Origin of the sequence: Curtobacterium sp. MCLR17_036 (genome assembly GCF_003234445.2) — a bacterium.
Classification (GTDB): domain Bacteria; phylum Actinomycetota; class Actinomycetes; order Actinomycetales; family Microbacteriaceae; genus Curtobacterium.
On sequence record NZ_CP126269.1, the window covers coordinates 3,422,748 to 3,440,236 of the forward strand.

Here is a 17,489-nt window from a genome sequence, read left to right on the forward strand (position 1 = left end):
TCCATCCTCTCGCAGTCAGCTGCTCGGCGAGCCGACCCGGGCGACGAACGCGTCGAGGACCTGACCGATGGCCGCGGGGTCGGGGACGTGGCCCTGCCCGGCGACCTCGGCGTACTCGGAACCGGGCACGGCCCCGACGACGGCGCGGGCGGCCCGACGCATCCAGTCGAGGCTGTCCGACCCCGCGGCGACGAGCACCGGCACGCCGACGGCCGAGGCCACGCGCTCGGGGATCGCCAGACCGTTCATGACCCGAACGTCGCGGCCGAGCACGTGCGCGTCGGCCACGAGCGACCGCCAGAGCCCGCTCCGCAGGCGCAGCGCCGAGATCTGCCCCATCGGCACCCCGAGGACCTGCGCGAGGAAGGCGCGCACCGCCTGGGCGCGGCGACCGGCGGCGACGTGCTCGTCGAGCAGGTCGGCGAACACCACGTCGTCGGCGTGCGGGTCGACGCTCGCCCGGTACGGCGGTTCGTACAGCACGGCCGCGTCGATCGGCACACCGGCGGCGAGGCCGCGCAGCACCACACCGGCCCCGACGCAGATGCCCAGTGCGGACACCGGGCCGTCGACGCTCGCCACGACGGCGGCGAGGTCCTGGACCTCGCGGTCGACCGACCACGGCCGGGTGTCCCCGCTCGCCCCGCGGCCGCGGCGGTCGTAGGTGACGACGCGGTGACGGTCGCGCAGGGCGGCCGTGACGCGGCCGAGGTAGTGGCTGTCCCGGTGGTCGAAGGCGCCGGCGAGCACGACGAGCGCCGGCCCCGTCCCCGACTCGGAGACGGCGATGACGGTCCCGTCGGCGGAGACGACGGTGCGGTCGACGTGCTGGTCCATGGTGTCCTTGCGAGGTGGGGCGACGGCGCTGCGTCGGGTCCTCGGGTCGGACCGTGCGGGTCGGTCCGTTCATCGTGACAGCGGAGCGCTCCCACGTCGACACCCGCAACCAGGGGGAAGGGCGGAACGGTCGGTCTGCCGTCGCGACCCCGAGCGGTGGCCCGTCGGCCCGTCAGCCCGTCAGTCCGTCAGTCCGTCAGTCCGTCAGTCCGTCAGTCCGTCAGTCCGTCAGTCCGTCAGCTCAGACGAGCGCCGAGCTGCCGACCGATTCCCGCTCGAGCAGGGAGCGCTTGACGTCGAGTCCCCACGCGAAGCCGCCGAGGGTGCCGTCCGAGCGCAGGACCCGGTGGCACGGCACGAACAGGGCCGGGGCGTTCCGTGCACACACGCTCGCGGCGGCGCGGACGGCGTCCGGTCGGCCCATCGCCGCCGCGAAGCCGGTGTAGGTCAGGGTCGTGCCGGCCGGGATGCGCCGCAGCTGGCGCCAGCCCTCGGCGAAGAGCTCGGTGCCGAACTGCCGCACCGGCACCTGCATCGCGTGCTCGACGTCGCCGTCGTAGAAGGCGTCGACCGCCCCGGCCGAGGCGACCCGGCCCACGGTGACGTGCTGGGGCCGGTGCCGGTCGGCGATCCGGCCGAGGATGCGGTCGACCGAGTCGGTCCACCCCGAGGCGAGCACGCGCCCCTCGGTGTCCTCGAGCACGGTGAAGGGTCCGTCGGGGGTGTCCAGGGTCTGGATGGTCGCGTTGGTCATCGTTCGTCCTTCCGGGAGTCGGTGGGGCGCACGGCTGCCGTGGTCATCGCGCGGTCGATGACCGGTCGCCAGCAGTGCATCGTCAGGTAGCTCCGCCAGGGCGCCACCTGCTCCGACCATAGGGAGAGCTCGCGTGCCGATCCGGGCAGGCCGAGGACCTGTGCACCGTTCCGCACCGCGAGGTCGCTGTGGAGGAGGATGTCCGGATGGTGCCGCACCCGCAGCGCCACCGAGTCGGCGGTCCACGGGCCGATGCCCTTCACGGCGAGGAGCCCGGCGCGGAGCTCGTCGACCGACTGCGCCGCGTCGACGACGAGCGACCCGTCGGCGAGCGCCGCGGCCACGCGCAGGATCGTGTCCACCCGCGCCGCCGGACCGCGCAGGACCTCGGCGCCCCGTTCCGCGATCACGGCCGCCGACGGGAACAGCACCGCGTCGGGTGCGACGGCCGGGTCGACGGGGCTGCCGAGCGCCGCGACGAGCCGTCCCTGCGCCGTGCGGGCCGCCGCGACGGAGACCTGTTGTCCGATGAGGGTGCGGAACACCAGCTCGTGCGCGTCGACCACCCCGGGCAGCCGGATGCCCGGTACCCGGGCCACGGCCCCGGCGAGCTCGGGGACCGACCCGAGGACGGCGTCGACGGCGGCCGGGTCGGCGTCGAGGTCGAAGGCGGCGCGGACCCGCGCGACGAGTGCGGGCAGGTCCGACAGGTCGGTGACCCGGACCCGCAGGTCGATGCCGGTTCCGCGACCCGGCGCCGTGGACCCGGCCACCCCGGGGACCGCGGCCGTCGCGGTGAAGCGGGCCGGGCCTCCTGGCAGGGTGAGCACGCGCCCGTAGGAGGTGACCCGGCCCGCCGGGTCGACCCCCACCTGTTCCATTCCCGGCAGCGCGTGCAACGCGTGCCAGTCGAGCAGCCCCTGCGCGTCGAACGGCTCGCGGGCCGGCAGGTGCACGTGCAGGTCCCCGTCGGGCGTCGCGCGCGTCGTGCGCCGGGCGCGGAGCTCGGTCGGGGTGACGGCGAAGACCTCGCGGACGGTGTCGTTGAACTGCCGGACGCTCCGGAACCCCGCGGCGAAGGCGACGTCGGCGACGGGCAGGTCGGACGAGGTGAGCAGCGTGCGCGCGGTCTGCGCGCGGTGCGCTCGGCTGAGCGCCTTCGGGCCGGCGCCGAGCTCGGCGGTCATGATCCGGTTGAGCTGTCGCTCGGAGTAGCCGAGGCGGGCGGCGAGGCCCGGTACGCCGTCCCGTTCGACGACCCCGTCGAGCACGAGGCGCATGGCGCGTCCGGCGACGTCCTCGCGCAGGTCCCACTCGGGGCTGCCCGGCGTGGCCTCGGGCAGGCACCGCTTGCACGCACGGAAGCCGGCGAGGTGTGCCGCGGCGCTGGTGCGGTAGAAGGTGACGCCCGCTTCGCTCGGGGTCCTGGCGGGGCAGGACGGCCGGCAGTAGATGCCGGTCGAGTGCACGGCCGTGACGAACTGGCCGTCGAACCGGGCGTCGCGCGAGGCGACGACGCGGTGCCGTTCGGCGTGCAGCGGGTCGGTGACGGGGGTGGACACCGGACCAGCGTGGCACGCACCACCGACGCGGCACTGGCGGGAATCGGACGGGGCAGTGCGGGTCACGTCCGGTGCGGGGCGGTCGACCGGGAGGCCCGACTAGCGTTGGGCGGGTGCACTCCGGAGACGACGTGGCCGGTCCCGGCGACCTGCCGTACGCCACCGAGGTCGAGGTCGCGCTGCTCCTGGTGTCGCGGCGGCACCGGTACCTGGGGCGGCCGTCGGACGGGGCCGAACCGGTGCTGCCGACCGATCCGGACGAGCGCCGCGACCGTGTCGAGCTGCGCGCGGGCCTCGGGATCGTCGGTGACCGGTACTTCGCCTCGCGGGCGCACGTGCACGCGTCCGTGACGGTGATCGGCCTGGAGCCGCTCGAGGCCGTCGGCGTCGAGCTCGGGGTACCGGTGGACCCGGTCGCGACCCGACGCAACGTGTTCCTGCGCGGGGCCGACGTCGAGGCGCTCCGCGGTGAGCCCTTCTCGCTGACGAGCGCGGCCGAGGGGTCGGTCCCGGTGCTGTTCCGGGGTCACCGGCCGGCGAACCCCTGCGCCTGGATGGACCACGAGGTGGCGCCGGGGGCCTTCCGGGCGATGCGCGGACGGGGCGGCGTGCGGTGCGACCCCGAGTCCGACGGTGTGCTCACCCTCGGACCCGCGGTGCTCCGCACGGCCCGCCCCGTCGCGCTGCGCTGACCGGCGGGTGCGGTCCTACGCGGTGAGGACGCGCTCGATGCCGTCGACGAAGGCGGGCAGGTCGTCGGGGTTCCGCGAGGTCACGAAGCCGTCGGCGACCTGGACCTCCTGGTCCACCCACTCCGCGCCGGCGTTGCGGACGTCGGTCTGCAGCGACGGGTACGAGGTGATCGTCCTGCCGGTGAGGACACCGGCCTCGATGAGGGTCCACGGACCGTGGCAGATCGCGGCGACGGGCTTGCCCGCCTCGACGAACGCCTTGACGAGCGCGACGGCCTGGCCGTCGGTGCGCAGGGTGTCCGCGTTGATGGTGCCGCCGGGGACGACGAGAGCGTCGTAGTCCGCCGCCGTGACACCGTCGATGGTGGTGTCGACGTCGACCGACTTGCCCGGGTCCTTGTCGCCGACGAGGGTCGCGATCGAGCCGGACTCCTGCGCCGCGACCGTCACGGTCGCGCCGCGCTCGCGCAGCTGGTCGGTGGGGACGACGATCTCGTCCTGCTCCACGCCGTAGTTCGTCGCGATGACGAGGATCTTCTTGCCGTCGAGGGCTGCCATGGTCGCTCCTTCCGCGGCCCGGTGGTTCCGGCCGCACTTCCACGGGCCGGTGTCCCCGGCCGCTCGTCCAGGGTCGTCGCCGACGGCTGGGCACGTCCGCAGGACGGAGCCGACGTTCAGCCTCGTATGCGGAAAGCGGCCCCGTCGGCCGTCACGGTGATGCCGTCGTACCCCGGCACGCGGTGCAGCCCGGCCGTGACGTCCGACTCGTGCCCACCCACCACGACGGTCGTCGCACCGGAGGCGATCGCGGACTCGAGCCCGGCCGGCGCGTCCTCGAAGGCGACGCAGTCGGCCGCGTCGACGCCGAGCAGGGCGGCGCCGCGCAGGTAGCCGTCGGGGTGCGGCTTGCCGTGCTCGACGTCCTCCGACGGCACGAACGCCGTCGGCATCGTCAGCCCGGCGGCGGCCATCCGCCCGACGGCGAGGTCGCGGGGCGCACTCGTCACGAGCGCCACGGGCACACCGGCCGCGAGGAGCCGCTCGACGAACGCCGCGGCGCCGGGGATCTCGGCGATGCCCTCGGTGCTGGCGCTCTCCTCGTCGACCAGGCGCGCGGCGATGCGCAGCTGCTCGTCGGTGTCCAGGTCGGGCAGGAAGCGCTGGATCGTGCTGATCGCCTGGCGGCCGTGCGAGAACGCGAGGATCTCGGCGGGGTCGATGCCGTGCTCCTCGGCGAAGCGGGTCCAGGTCGCCTCGACCACCGCGGTCGAGTCCACCAGGGTCCCGTCCATGTCGAAGAGGACCCCGGACGCCACGATGTCGATCACACGCCCGACCCTAGCGCCCGCGTGTCCGACGGGGCCGGGGCGGTGTCGAGTGAGCAGATGATGTCGGGTCGAGCGGGCCGAGGCGACGTCTCCTGCTCACTCGGTGCCCGAACGGTGCGTCAGCGTGAACGGACCCACCGCGTCAACAGCACCCCGCCCGCACCGAGCAGCACGTGTGCCGGTCGCATCCGCCGCAGCTCGGGCGAGGACCCGGTCGCGATGCGGGGCCCGGCGCCGCCCTCGAGGGACGGGTCGACCGTCAGGGTCAGCTCGTCGACCGCGTCCGCGGCGACGAGCGCCCCGAGGAACGACGGACCGCCCTCGCAGTGGATGCTCCCGAGCCCACGGGCGGCCAGCTCGCCGAGCACCGCCGCGACGTCGACGGACGAGGACCCGCACGCCAACACGTCGGCGACCTCGCCCAGAGCACGACCGGACGACGACGCCGCCCCGGACGCCGACGTCAGGACGACCGGCCGCACCGGTGCCTCGGTGAAGACCCGCGAGGACGCGTCGAGCGACGCCGAGTTCGTCACGATCGCGAAGACGGGGTGGTCGGGCAGGCCGCGCGCCCGCCGCCAGGCGACGTCGGCGTCGTGCAGGACCATCGGGCCGTAGCCCTCGTCACGGACGGTGCCGGCGGCGACGAGCACGACGTCGGCCACCCGGCGGAGCAGGTCGAACACGCGCAGGTCGTCGGCACCGCCGAGCGCACCCGTCCGGCCCGCCGCGGTCGCCGACCCGTCGAGGGTCGCGACGAAGTTGACGCGGAGCCAGGGATCGCCGACGCCGTCGGTGTAGAGCGCGAGCAGGTCGTCGTCCGACAGGTCGGCGACGGACGGGGGCAGCGGGTTCACGTGTTGTGCCTCGACTCCACCGGTGCCCGCCAGCCGAGCGTCGCCTCGACCATGCGCATCGCGTCGACGCTCTCGGCGACGTCGTGCATCCGGACGATCCGGGCGCCGAGCACCGCGCTGAGGGTGGCGACGGCGAGCGACCCGGCGAGGCGCTCGCCACGGGGGCGGCCGAGCGACTCCCCCACGAAGTCCTTGTTCGACACCGCCGCGAGCACGGGGTAGCCGAGTGCGACGACCTCGGGCAACCGCCGGGTCAGTTCGAGCGTGTGCACCGTGTTCTTGTTGAGGTCGTGGCCGGGGTCGACGACGATCCGCGACTCCGGGATCCCCGCGGCGAGCGCCCGGTCGACCCGCTCGCGCAGGAACCCGACGACGGACGCGGTGACGTCGGCGTACCGGGGCGGCGCGGCGAGCGCACGGCGCGGTTCGGCGGTCGAGTGGGTGATGACGATCGTCGCCTCGGAGTCGGCGACCACGTCCGCCATCCGCGGGTCGTGGAGTCCGGTCGTGTCGTTGACGACGCTCGCGCCGGCGGCGATCGCCGCGGCCGCGACCTCGGGTCGGAAGGTGTCGACGCTGATCGTGACGTCGGACTCCTGGGCGAGCTGCCGCACGACGGGCACGACGCGGTCGATCTCGTCGGCCGCGGGGAGCTCGGGCCCAGGCGCGAACTTCACCCCGCCGATGTCGACCCAGTCCGCGCCCTGCTCCGCCGCGCGCACGGCCGCCGCGACCGCGCGGTCGAGCGCGAACGTGGCGCCGCGGTCGTGGAACGAGTCGGGCGTCCGGTTCACGATCGCCATGACGGCGATGCGGTGGTCGAAGTCGACGGTCCGCCGTCCGATCGTGCGGACCGGGTCGCGCAGTTCGGGGACGACCCACCCGGGCAGGCTCGTCACGCGTCCGCCCCCGGCTCGGCGGTCGGCGGCGTGGCCGACCCGGCACCGATGAGCGCGATCGCCTCGGCCCGTTCCGCGGCGCCGGCCAGCGTGCCGTTCGCCGCGACCGTCACGGTCGTCGAGCTGTTCTGGCGCTCCCCGCGGCTCGTGACGCACTGGTGCTGTGCGTCGAGGACCACGAGCACGCCCGCGGCGCCGAGGCCCTCGGCGATGGTCGCCGCGACCTGTTCGCCGAGCCGTTCCTGCAGCTGCGGGCGGGAGGCCACCGCGTCGAGCACGCGCGACAGGGTGCCGAGGCCGATGAGCCGCTCGCCCGGGGCGTACGCCAGGTGCGCGACGCCGAGGAACGGCAGCAGGTGGTGCTCGCAGACGGAGCGGAACCGGATGCCGCGGACGACGACGAGCCGACCGCGTTCGCCGTCCTCGGCGTGCACCGTGCCGTCGCGGGCGATCGCGACCGCGTCCGTGCCGATGCCGCTGAAGAACTCGGCGTACGAGTCGGCGACCCGCGACGGCGTGCGCACCAGCTCGGGGCGGTCGGGGTCCTCGCCGACGGCGAGCAGGAGTTCGCGCACCGCGGCCTCGACGCGGGCGCGGTCCAGGGGAGACGTCACCCGCTCATCCAACACCAGCCGCGCGCAGTGGACACGAGCGGCCGCTCGACGTGAGGTTCCCCGGGGACGTGAGCCGGGCCTCCCGTCCGGGAGCCCTGTGAGGATCCTGTGACACGCGCGAAACCCAGCGTCCTTTAAACTCAGTCGGTGAGCGCCACGAAGACCGACACCCCACACCGGAACCGCTTCGCGACCGGCCTCGACCGCTTCTTCTCGATCACCGAACGCGGGTCCTCGATCCCGCGCGAGGTCCGCGGCGGTCTCGTGTCGTTCGTGACCATGGCGTACATCGTCATCCTCAACCCGCTCATCCTCGGCGGCTTCAGCGCCGACCAGGCCGCGAAGGACGTCAGCGGCGGCTGGCTCGAGAACGCAGAGGTCGCCGCGGCGACCGGTCTCGTCGCCGGGCTGATGACCATCGCGATGGGCGTCATCGCGAACCTGCCGTTCGGCATCGCCGCGGGCCTCGGGATCAACTCGTTCCTGGCCGTCAGCGTCGTGCAGCAGGTCACGTGGGCCGAGGCGATGGGCCTCGTCGTCATCAACGGCGTCATCATCGTGGTCCTCGCCCTGACGGGGATCCGGACGATGATCTTCACCGCCGTGCCCGCGCAGCTCAAGGCCGCGATCACGGTCGGCATCGGTCTGTTCATCGCCTTCATCGGGCTCGTCGACTCCGGCTTCGTGCGCTCCTCCGGCCTGTCGTCGCCGCCGCTGCAGCTCGGCGAGGACGGCTCCGTCGGCGCCCTGCCGACCATCGTGTTCCTGATCGGGCTCATCATCATCGGCACGCTCATGGCCCGCCGGGTCAAGGGTGCGCTGCTCATCGGCATCGTCGCGACGACGGTCATCGCGATCATCCTGCAGGCGGTCTTCCAGGTGCCGACGTCGGTCGACTCGAAGACCGGCTGGAACCTCAACGCCCCCGGCCTGCCGAGCGCGCTCTTCGCGTTCCCCGACCTGTCGCTCGTCGGGCACGCCGACCTGTTCGGCGCGTTCAGCCGCATCGGCCCGTTGGCCGCGTCGATGCTCGTCTTCACCCTCGTGTTCACGAACTTCTTCGACGCGATGGGCACCATGACCGGCCTCGCCAAGGCCGCCGGCGTCGCGAAGCCCGACGGCACCTTCCCGCGCCTGAAGTCGGCGCTCGTCGTCGAGGGCGTCGGTGCCATCGCCGGTGGTGGCGCCTCGGTCTCGTCGAACACCGTGTTCATCGACTCGGCCTCCGGCATCGGCGAGGGCGCCAGGACGGGCATGGCCTCGGTCGTGACCGGTCTGCTGTTCCTGGCGTCGATGTTCCTGACGCCGCTCACCCAGGTCGTCCCGCTCGAGGTCGCCGCCGCCGGCCTCGTCGTCGTCGGCGCGCTCATGGTCGCGCAGGTCGCCGACATCTCGTGGACGGACTTCGGGTCGGCCCTGCCGGCGTTCCTGACGATCGTCGTCATGCCGCTGACGTACTCGATCGCGAACGGCATCGGCGCCGGCTTCATCAGCTGGGTGCTCATCAAGCTGCTGTCCGGCCGCGGTCGCGAGGTCTCGTGGCTGCTCTACGTGGTCGCCGCGGGCTTCCTGCTGTACTTCGCGCGCGGACCGCTGGAGGCACTGCTCGGCGTCGGCTGACGCCTGGGGCGCGGGGCGGTCGGCGCCGGCTGACGCCCGCTCGGCGGGCCGGTCGGCTGGTTCCCGCTGGTCGGGCCGGTCGGCTGGCTCACGCAAGAGCGACAGTTCCTGTGGGGCTGCCCGAGGGTGGTCCGCACAAGCGACAGTTCTCCGCGAACCATCCGCGGAGGACTGTCGCTTTCGCGTTCGGGCGGCCTGGAGGCCCGGGCTCAGTCCGGCAGGTCGCCCGGCGTCGCCTCGTGGTGGCGCTGGTCCGGGGTGCGCCGGTCCTCCTTCATGCCCGCCTCGAACAGGTGGCGGCGGCCCTGCACGAGCTCGTCGCGCGCGGTGCGCTCGAGCTCCTTGGCCAGGGCGTAGTAGCCGTCGTCGTAGTCCTCGACGATCTGGAACGTCCACCGCCCCGCGATGACGTTGCGGCCCACCAGCTCCGTGTCGATCCGGTCGGCGAGGTCGGTGTGGCCGGCCTTCCGCAGTTGCTCGACCGCCTCGCCGAGGTTGAGGTCGGCCGTGCCGGTCAGGCGGTGGAAGCCGTAGAGCAGACCACGGGCGTGCTCGATGACCTCGACCGCGGCGGACAGGCTGCCGAGGGCCTCGACCGTGGCCTCGGACACCCCCTCCGGGACCTGGTGCTGCGCGTCGGGACCCTGTGCGTCGTTCGTCATGGACCCTCGTCTACACGACCGCACCTGGCCCCGCGACCGGCATCGTCCACGACCCGCCGTGCACGTCGTGGGCGCTTGCGGTGGGCGACAGGAGCGACCTAGCATTCGAACACACGTTCGAACGGAGAAGCCGATGATGATCACCGACACGACCGCCACCGTGTGGTGGTCCGAGGGGGCACCGGCCCGGTTGGTCTGGGCCGGACGACGCTGGCGGGTGTCCGACACCCCCACGCGCCTCACCGTGACGCGCGCCGAACTGCCGACCGCGATCACGCACGCACCGGAGCGCACGGTCGGCTGGCGGTTCCAGGCGACCGCCGAGGACGGCGAGGCCCTGGTCGTCGACATCGTGCCGGAGGGGGACGGCTGGGGCGTCGCGCGGACGTGGACGTGAACGGTCCGGCCGACGTCGCCGGCGCGACGGGTCAGGCCGGTGCGCGCTCCGTCGCCACCGGGCGCTCCATGAGCCGCCAGGCACCACCGGTCAGCGGCGCGAGCGTCACGACCGTGTAGAGCACGAGGACCACACCGAAGGTCGCCTGGACGCCGACACCCTCCGCCGCGAAGCCGGCCAGCAGGCCGCCGAGCGGGATGCCCGCCCACGACCCCGCGCCGAGGAGCCCGAACACCCGGGCACGCATGTGCTCCGGGATGCGCTCGAGCTCGACCGCTCCGAGGATCGGGTTGAGCGCCCCGGCCGCGAGTCCGGACACCGCGGCGGCGCCGAGCATCCACGGCAGTCCGAGGCCGAGGGCCGGCACCAGGAGCGACGGACCACCGGCGAGCACGAAGCACACCACGAACGTGGCACGACGCGGGACCCGGTGGGCGACGTACCCGAACGCCACGGACCCGATGAAGGCCGCACCGCCGAAGGTCCCCGTCGCGAAACCGAGCGCCTGCGCCCCACCCAGCACGTCCGCGGCGTAGAGCGGCAGGAGCGTCGTCGACCGGGCGGCGTCGAGCAGGTTCGTGACCAGCACGAGGGCGACCACGAGTCGGAAGAACGGGTCACGGACGCAGAACCGGAAGCCCTCGGCGATGTCCCGCCAGTACCCGGAGGCCGGTCCGGCATCGGCGGCCGCTGGCGACGGGGCGTCGGCGGGCCGGACCAGCACCGCGGCGAGCAGTGCGGCGGCGCCGAACGCCGCCGCGGTGCCGACGAGCGCAGCCATCGGCCCGGCGGCCGCGACGAGCACACCACCGAGCGGTGCACCGATGAGCACCGAGAGTCGCTGCGCTGCCTCGAAGTGCCCGACCGCCCGCTCCAGCGGTACCCCGGACGAGCTGGCCAGTCCCGGCAGCAGGACCCGGCGCGCGGACTCCCCGGGCAGGTCGAGCAGACCGCTCACGAAGACGAGCGCCAGGAGCGCCCAGAAGGGCAGCCCCACCGTCCACGCCAGCACCGGCATCGCGAGCAGCGTCACGCCGCTGACGAGGTCGGACACCACGCTCGAACGGACGAAGCCGACCCGCTCGACGAGCGCTCCGCCGAACGGGCCGCCGAGGACGATCGGCACCGTGGCGGCGAAGGCGGCGATGCCGACGTCCGTCGCCGAGCCGCCCCGCGCGAGGACGGCGAACGGCACCGCCACGGTCGTGACGACGTTCCCGGTCCGCGAGAGGATGTGGACCGCGAGCAGGGCTCGCAGCCGCGCCTTCGGCGTCACCGTCGCGTCGTCCGGTAGGCCTGGGTGACGGCGATGACCTGCTCGGCCCCGTCGTCCGCGGTGTGGGCGTCGCTGACGGCCGTCCACCGGTCGAGGACGGCGGCGAGTTCCGCGCCGAGGCCGGCGAGTTCGTCCGGCGTGAGCCGGAGCACCTGGTCCGAGCTGGTCGACGCTGCGACCCACTCGCGGCCGAGCACCGGCGCCTGGTCGATGAAGCGCTGGTACTCGGTCGCGTAGGCCTGGGCGACGGTGTGGCCGAGCTCGGTCGCGGCGACCAGCCGTTCCGGGTCGCCGAACGCCTCGGCCAGGTCCCACGACGTGCGGTCGGCCGTCGCACGCCACCACCGCTCGCGGCGGTCGGCCCCGAGGTCCGGCGCCGGTTCGATGAGCTCGGCCTCGGCGAGACGCCGACAGTGGTAGCTGATGGTGCCGGGCGCCTCGTCGATCACGTCGCCGAGCATCGCCGCGGTCTGCGCGCCACCGGTGCGCAGCAGGCCGACGATCCGGAGCCGGGTGGGATGGGCGAGTGCGCGCATGTGGGCGGCATCGTCGAGTCTGCGAACGGTCACGGCACGACCCTAGATGCACAAGAATCGTTGCGCAATGGTTCTTGTCGATGTTGCCGCACCCGCGGACGGGCGACCGCGCTACGGTTCCGGCATGGCGAAGTGGATCGCGTTGCTGCGCGGGGTGAACGTCAACGGCATCACGATCCGGAGCGCCGACCTCGGTGCGCTGTTCCGTGGGCTCGGGTACGCGGACGTCCGGACCGTGCTGGCCTCGGGCAACGTGGTCTTCAGCACGGACGACGAGCAGGACGTCGCCCGGCTCTCCGGCACGATCGAACAGGCGCTGCGAGACCGGTTCGGCTACGACGCGTGGATCGTGCTCGTCCGGCACGACGACCTGCGAGCGGTCCTCGACGCGTTCCCGTTCGCCTCGGCACCGGACCGCCACGACTACGTGCTGTTCGGCTCGGACGACGCCGCCCTCGACGACCTGCTCGCCGACCTCGTGCTCGACACCGCCGTGGAGCAGGTCGCGCGTGGACGGGGCGTCGTCTACTGGTCCTGCCCGAAGGGGTCGAGCACGGACACGGTGTTCGCGAAGCGGGCCGGCGCCGCCCGCTTCAAGCGCACGACCACGACCCGCAACGCGAACACGCTCCGGAAGCTGCTGTGACGCGGGGAACGCTGCACCACGTCGAACTGCGCACGGCGGACCTGGGTCGGGCCGAGCGCGCGTGGGGGTGGCTGCTCGGTGCGCTGGGCCACGAACCGTTCCAGCGCTGGGAGGACGGCCGGAGCTGGCGACTCGGCGACCTGTACGTCGTGCTCGAGGCCGCTCCGCTCGACGGGGCGCACGACCGGCGTCGCGCGGGGCTGAGCCACCTGGCGTTCCACGCCGGCTCGGCGGCCGACGTCGAGCGCCTCTGGCAGGACGCACCGGCGAACGGCTGGACACGGCTCTACGAGGACCGGCACCCCTTCGCCGGTGGGCCGGACCACCACGCCGCCTTCCTCGAGGACGGCGAACGGTTCAAGGTCGAGCTCGTCGCCGACTGACGCGACCGGGCGGGGCGGGACGTGACCGCGCCCCGCCCCGTCGGGCTGCTACGCCTGCGGCGGCTGGCCGTTGCTCGCCAGGGTGCCGCCGTCGACCGGCAGCACGGCACCCGTGACGAACGACGCGGCGTCGCTCGCCAGGAACAGGATCGCGGCGGCGACCTCCTCGGACCGACCACCGCGCCCGAGGGCGATGCGCTCCGCGAACTTCGCCTTGAGGGACTCGTTCTCTGCCTGCTCCGTCGTGAGGTCGGTCCAGATGAGACCCGGCGCCACGGCGTTCACGCGGACGCCGAAGTTCCCGTTGTCGAGCGCCGCGGCCTTCGTGAAGTTCGAGACGCCACCCTTCGCCGCGTTGTACGGGCTCATGCGCCAGTCGGCGGCCTCGCCCGACACCGACGAGGTGTTGACGATCGACCCCTTCGTCTCACGCAGGAACGGCAGCGCTGCCCGGGTGCCGTAGAACACCCCGGAGAGGTCCGTCTCGATGACCCGACGCCACTCGTCGGTGCTGATCTCGGTGATGTCGCCCGAGCTGAAGGTCCCGGCGTTGTTCACCAGGACGTCGAGCCGGTCGAACCGGTCGATGGCCGCCGAGACGACGGTCTCCCAGTCCTCGGGGCTGGCGACGTCCGCGTGCAGTGCCACGACCCGGTCGGTCGGCAGCGAGTCGCCGACCGCACGGACCTTCTCCTCGACACTGTCGGTCAGGACGACCGACGCGCCCTCATCGACGAGCGCCCGGACGGTCGCCTCACCGATGCCCGAGCCGGCGCCCGTGACGATCGCGACCTTGCCCTCGAACCTGTTGCCCATGGTGTCTCCTCTTCGTTGCACGATCCGTGCCCGGGAGACGCCATCGGCCCGTCGGGGCACGTCGGACCACGGTGCCCGGGACCGCCTGGACACGTTCGGAGGTGCACACCTCGCGCTGAGGTCGCACTCCGCCCCGGTACCGCTCAGCGGAACCGGGGCGGAGTGCGACCTCAGTGGCCGGCGGCAGGCGGCCGGCGGGTGGGCTTACGCGGTCGTCTCGTCGACGTCGAAGTCGCGCTCGAGGGAGATCGTCGGGATCGACGCCGTGACGACCGACCCGTCCGCCCGCAGCGTGCCCTGGATGTCGCTCGTCGTCGGCGCGTGCCCCGTCATGCGCGGCCCCTGGTGCGGGAGCGGCACGACCGTCGGGGCACCGGCGACGATGTCCCACTGCTGGTTGTGCACCCACGCCGTGAAGCCCTCGCCGGTCTCCACCGTGAAGGTCAGGGCGGACTCGTCGAGCTCGACCCGGACCCGCGACCCCCGCACCGTGATGCGGAAGGTCAGACGCTCCCAGTGCCGCGGCAGGCGCGGGTTGAAGGTCATCCGACCGCCGTGGTCGCGCATGCCGCCGAAGCCGTTGACGAGCGCGCCCCAGATCCCGCCGGTCGACGCGATGTGCACGCCGTCCGAGGTGTTGCCGTGCAGGTCCGCCAGGTCGACGTAGAGCGCCGTCTGGAAGTACTGGTCGGCCAGGTCGTGGTAGCCGACCTCGGCCGCCATGATCGACTGCACCACCGCCGACAACGTGGAGTCGCCGGTGGTGAGCGCGTCGTAGTAGTCGAAGTCCCGGCGCTTCTCGGCCGCCGTGAACTCGTGCCCCTGCAGGAACAGGGCCAGCACGACGTCGGCCTGCTTGAGCACCTGGAACCGGTAGATCACCAGCGGGTGGTAGTGCAGCAGCAGCGGCCGCTTCGACTCCGGTGTGTTCTCGAGGTCCCAGAGCTCCTTGTCGAGGAACTGGGCGTCCTGCGGGTGGATCCCGCGGTGCGGGTCGAACGGGATCTCCATCGACTCGGCGGCGTGCTCCCACTCGCGGACCTCGTCCGGATGCAGGCCCGTCCGGCGGACCATGCGGTCGTACTCCTCGGGGTCGTCGGTGGCGAGTTCGCGGCAGGCGTTCACGGCGAACCACAGGTTCGCCCGCGCCATCACGTTCGTGTAGAGGTTGTCGTCGACGACGGTCGTGTACTCGTCGGGACCGGTGACGCCGTCGATGTGGAACTTCCGGTCGCCGTTCGACCGCCAGAAGCCGAGGTCCGACCAGAGCCGGGCGGTCTCGACGAGGATGTCGATCGCCCCGCGCTTGAGGAACTCGGTGTCGCCCGAGGCCCGGACGTACTGCATGAGCGCGTGCGCGATGTCCGCGTCGATGTGGTACTGCGCGGTACCGGCGGCGTAGTAGGCGCTCGACTCCTCGCCGTTGATCGTCCGCCAGGGGAACAGCGCGCCCCGCTGGTTGAGCTCCCGGGCCCGGGCCCGGGCGGGGTCGAGCATGTTGTAGCGGAAGCGCAGGGCGTTCCGCGCCACGACCGGTGCCGTGTACGACAGGAACGGCAGGACGTAGATCTCCATGTCCCAGAAGTAGTGCCCGCCGTAGCCGGAGCCCGTCACGCCCTTGGCGGCGATGCCGTGTCCGTCGGTCCGCGCCGTGGCCTGGGCGAGCTGGAAGAGGTTCCACCGGACCGCCTGCTGGATGGCCGGCTGGCCGGCGATCTCGACGTCGGTGCGCACCCAGTAGTCGTCGAGCCAGGTGCGCTGCTTCTCGAAGGTCTCGTCGATGTTCTCGGCGTGGGCCCGGTCGAGCGTGCGGTCGCAGCGGTCCGCGAGCTCCCGCACCGGGACGCCGCGCGACGTGTGGTAGACGATGTGCTTCACGAGCCGGATCGGCTGTCCGGCACGGGCCTGCACACGGTAGACGTGCTTCGCGAGGTCGTCGTCGATCGACGAGGACTCGTCCCAGTTGTTCTCGGTCTCCAGGTGGTGCTCGACGCCGACGCACACCGTCATGCCGGAGCTCGACGCCTGGTACCCGAGCAGCGACCGCCCGCCGGTGCTCCGCTTCAGCTTCGGCTCGAGCACCCGCTCGGTGAAGGACTCGGCCTTGCGCGGGTCGAAGGCGCTCGCCGCCGCCCGCATGCCGGCGTGGTACTCGTCCTGCACGTCCTGCCGGTTGAGGATCTGGCTCGAGAGCAGGATCGACGCGTCGGCGTCGAGCACGGTGACCTCGTAGTCGATGACCGCCAGGTGCCGGTCGGTGAAGGACACCAGGCGGCGCGAGCGGATGAGCACGCGCTTGCCGGACGGGGTCGACCACTCGGTCTCGCGGAACAGGTACCCGCCGCGGAACTCGAGCCGACGCGTGTGCCGCAGGATGTCCGCCTCGGCCAGGACGAGCGGCTCGTCGTCGACGTACAGCCGGATGACCTTCGCGTCAGGGGCGTTGATGATCGTCTGGCCGGTCTTCGCGAAGCCGAAGGCGTCCTCGGCGTGCCGGATCGGCCAGGTCTCGTGGAAGCCGTTGATGTACGTGCCGTACTGCACGCCGCCACGGCCCTCGTCGAGGTTGCCGCGCAGCCCGAGGTACCCGTTGCCCACGGCGAAGTTCGTCTCGGCGACGCCCTGTTCGTCGGGCGCGTACTCCGTCTCGACCAGCGCCCACTCGTCGATCGGGTAGCGGACGCGGTCGAGCGGGTCCGAGGTGATGGGGTTCATGGGGCTCCGTGGCAGGGAAGGGTGGGTGGGACGTCAGGGGCGGACGGGAGGCGCGGCTCGCCCCCGACCGTCGGCCTCCGTCGTGCTGGCGGCCGGTCGGGGCAGGTCGGCGAGGAGGTCGGCGAGGTCGGTCACGACGACGTCGGCCCCGTGCTCGCGGAGCGCGTCGGCGCCGGCACCGCGGTCGACGCCGACGACGAGCCCGAAGGCGCCGTTGCGGCCCGCCTCGACCCCGCTGGTGGCGTCCTCGACCACGACGCACTCGGCCGCGGTGCGCCCGAACCGGCTCGCGGCGTCGAGGTAGGTGTCGGGGGCGGGCTTGCCGGCGAGGCCGTCCTGGCGCGCGACGAGACCGTCGACGACGACCGGGAACCGATCGAGGATGCCGGCGGTCCGGAGCACCGAGGTGGCGTTCGCGGAGCTGGAGACGACCGCGACGTCGAGCCCGGCCGCGATCGCGGCGGTGAGGAACGCGAGCGAGCCGGGGTACGGCTCGACCCCGTGCTCGTCGAGCTCGGCCGTGAACTCGGCGTTCTTGCGGTTGCCGAGGCCGCACACGGTGTCCGCCTCGGGGTCGTCGTCCGGGGTGCCCTCGGGCAGCTCGATGCCGCGCGAGGCCAGCAGCGACCGCACGCCGTCGTACCGCGGCTTGCCGTCGATGTGCGCGAAGTAGTCCTGCTCCGTGTACGGGTCGGCTCCGTGCGCGGCGAGGTACGGCGTGAACAGGCGGCTCCACGCGCGCATGTGCACGTCGGCGGTCGGGGTGAGGACCCCGTCCAGGTCGAACAGGAGCGCTCGCTGGTCTCCGAGTCGCGCGGGCGTGCGCTGGTCCTGCGTCGTCATCTGCGGTCCTCCGGGGACTGGTGGTGGACGTGTGGCTCCCGACGAGTCTAGG

Annotated in this window: 19 protein-coding genes; 5 read left to right on the forward strand and 14 right to left on the reverse strand. The window is 73.1% G+C overall.

The features are described 5' to 3' along the window. Nucleotides 1-15: 15 nt before the first annotated feature. The 3 genes from DEI99_RS16135 to DEI99_RS16145 form a co-directional block, all read right to left on the reverse strand. Nucleotides 16-837, reverse strand: a complete 822-nt coding sequence (locus DEI99_RS16135) for an alpha/beta fold hydrolase (protein ID WP_111041586.1) — start codon at nt 835-837, stop codon at nt 16-18. Nucleotides 838-1,078: 241 nt separating this feature from the next. Further along, complete coding sequence (locus DEI99_RS16140) at nt 1,079-1,591, reverse strand: methylated-DNA--[protein]-cysteine S-methyltransferase (RefSeq protein ID WP_111041587.1); 513 nt, start codon at nt 1,589-1,591, stop codon at nt 1,079-1,081. Continuing rightward, nucleotides 1,588-3,153, reverse strand: coding sequence for a DNA-3-methyladenine glycosylase 2 family protein (locus DEI99_RS16145; protein WP_111041588.1), 1,566 nt, complete (start codon nt 3,151-3,153; stop codon nt 1,588-1,590). The genes DEI99_RS16140 and DEI99_RS16145 overlap by 4 nt, the downstream gene beginning before the upstream one ends. Before the next feature lie 113 nt (nt 3,154-3,266). Here DEI99_RS16145 and DEI99_RS16150 point away from each other — a divergent pair, with 113 nt between their 5' ends. Further along, nucleotides 3,267-3,845: a molybdenum cofactor biosysynthesis protein gene (locus DEI99_RS16150; RefSeq protein WP_258369358.1), complete on the forward strand. Its 579-nt coding sequence runs from the start codon at nt 3,267-3,269 to the stop codon at nt 3,843-3,845. Nucleotides 3,846-3,860: 15 nt separating this feature from the next. Here DEI99_RS16150 and DEI99_RS16155 read toward each other — a convergent pair whose 3' ends face one another. From DEI99_RS16155 to folE, 5 genes are all read right to left on the reverse strand, one after another. Continuing rightward, nucleotides 3,861-4,403 carry a type 1 glutamine amidotransferase domain-containing protein gene (locus DEI99_RS16155; RefSeq protein WP_111041589.1) on the reverse strand — a complete coding sequence of 181 codons (543 nt, stop codon included), beginning with the start codon at nt 4,401-4,403 and terminating at the stop codon, nt 3,861-3,863. A 116-nt stretch (nt 4,404-4,519) separates the two neighbouring features. Further along, entirely contained in the window at nt 4,520-5,173 is a 654-nt protein-coding gene (locus DEI99_RS16160) for an HAD-IA family hydrolase (protein WP_111041590.1), read from the reverse strand. A gap of 119 nt (nt 5,174-5,292) precedes the next feature. Next, nucleotides 5,293-6,030 (reverse strand): pyrimidine reductase family protein, encoded by a 738-nt coding sequence (locus DEI99_RS16165; RefSeq protein ID WP_258369359.1) that lies wholly within the window; start codon nt 6,028-6,030, stop codon nt 5,293-5,295. Next, the gene (gene folP, locus DEI99_RS16170) at nt 6,027-6,929 is read right to left on the reverse strand and encodes a dihydropteroate synthase (protein ID WP_220037139.1); all 903 of its coding nucleotides are present in this window, start codon (nt 6,927-6,929) and stop codon (nt 6,027-6,029) included. The genes DEI99_RS16165 and folP overlap by 4 nt, the downstream gene beginning before the upstream one ends. Further along, nucleotides 6,926-7,543 (reverse strand): GTP cyclohydrolase I, encoded by a 618-nt coding sequence (folE, locus tag DEI99_RS16175; RefSeq protein ID WP_258369360.1) that lies wholly within the window; start codon nt 7,541-7,543, stop codon nt 6,926-6,928. The genes folP and folE overlap by 4 nt, the downstream gene beginning before the upstream one ends. Before the next feature lie 147 nt (nt 7,544-7,690). On the opposite strand from folE, the gene DEI99_RS16180 reads away from it, so the two are divergent. Continuing rightward, nucleotides 7,691-9,163, forward strand: coding sequence for an NCS2 family permease (locus DEI99_RS16180; RefSeq protein WP_111041591.1), 1,473 nt, complete (start codon nt 7,691-7,693; stop codon nt 9,161-9,163). A gap of 209 nt (nt 9,164-9,372) precedes the next feature. On the opposite strand, the gene DEI99_RS16185 is transcribed toward DEI99_RS16180, so the two are convergent. Beyond that, nucleotides 9,373-9,825 (reverse strand): hypothetical protein, encoded by a 453-nt coding sequence (locus tag DEI99_RS16185; RefSeq protein WP_111041592.1) that lies wholly within the window; start codon nt 9,823-9,825, stop codon nt 9,373-9,375. Between the two features lie 133 nt (nt 9,826-9,958). Between DEI99_RS16185 and DEI99_RS16190 the strand changes: the two genes are divergently transcribed. Next, nucleotides 9,959-10,222 (forward strand): hypothetical protein, encoded by a 264-nt coding sequence (locus tag DEI99_RS16190; RefSeq protein WP_071259515.1) that lies wholly within the window; start codon nt 9,959-9,961, stop codon nt 10,220-10,222. Nucleotides 10,223-10,253: 31 nt separating this feature from the next. On the opposite strand, the gene DEI99_RS16195 is transcribed toward DEI99_RS16190, so the two are convergent. Together DEI99_RS16195 and DEI99_RS16200 are read right to left on the reverse strand one after the other, a co-directional pair. Further along, complete coding sequence (locus DEI99_RS16195) at nt 10,254-11,498, reverse strand: MFS transporter (protein ID WP_111041593.1); 1,245 nt, start codon at nt 11,496-11,498, stop codon at nt 10,254-10,256. Further along, complete coding sequence (locus DEI99_RS16200) at nt 11,495-12,067, reverse strand: ArsR/SmtB family transcription factor (protein WP_146247102.1); 573 nt, start codon at nt 12,065-12,067, stop codon at nt 11,495-11,497. The genes DEI99_RS16195 and DEI99_RS16200 overlap by 4 nt, the downstream gene beginning before the upstream one ends. Nucleotides 12,068-12,158: 91 nt before the next feature. Here DEI99_RS16200 and DEI99_RS16205 point away from each other — a divergent pair, with 91 nt between their 5' ends. Both DEI99_RS16205 and DEI99_RS16210 read left to right on the forward strand, forming a co-directional pair. After that, the gene (locus DEI99_RS16205; protein ID WP_071259506.1) at nt 12,159-12,680 is read left to right on the forward strand and encodes a DUF1697 domain-containing protein; all 522 of its coding nucleotides are present in this window, start codon (nt 12,159-12,161) and stop codon (nt 12,678-12,680) included. Beyond that, nucleotides 12,677-13,063 (forward strand): VOC family protein, encoded by a 387-nt coding sequence (locus DEI99_RS16210; RefSeq protein ID WP_111041595.1) that lies wholly within the window; start codon nt 12,677-12,679, stop codon nt 13,061-13,063. Before DEI99_RS16205 ends, DEI99_RS16210 begins: the two co-directional genes overlap by 4 nt. Nucleotides 13,064-13,111: 48 nt before the next feature. Here DEI99_RS16210 and budC read toward each other — a convergent pair whose 3' ends face one another. The 3 genes from budC to DEI99_RS16225 all read right to left on the reverse strand — a co-directional run bounded on the left by budC (nt 13,112) and on the right by DEI99_RS16225 (nt 17,437). Next, nucleotides 13,112-13,879, reverse strand: a complete 768-nt coding sequence (gene budC / locus DEI99_RS16215) for a meso-2,3-butanediol dehydrogenase (protein WP_111041596.1) — start codon at nt 13,877-13,879, stop codon at nt 13,112-13,114. Between the two features lie 204 nt (nt 13,880-14,083). Further along, nucleotides 14,084-16,594 carry a glycoside hydrolase family 65 protein gene (locus DEI99_RS16220; protein WP_111041597.1) on the reverse strand — a complete coding sequence of 837 codons (2,511 nt, stop codon included), beginning with the start codon at nt 16,592-16,594 and terminating at the stop codon, nt 14,084-14,086. 33 nt (nt 16,595-16,627) lie between these two features. Further along, nucleotides 16,628-17,437 carry an HAD family hydrolase gene (locus DEI99_RS16225; protein WP_111041598.1) on the reverse strand — a complete coding sequence of 270 codons (810 nt, stop codon included), beginning with the start codon at nt 17,435-17,437 and terminating at the stop codon, nt 16,628-16,630. Nucleotides 17,438-17,489: the final 52 nt, after the last annotated feature.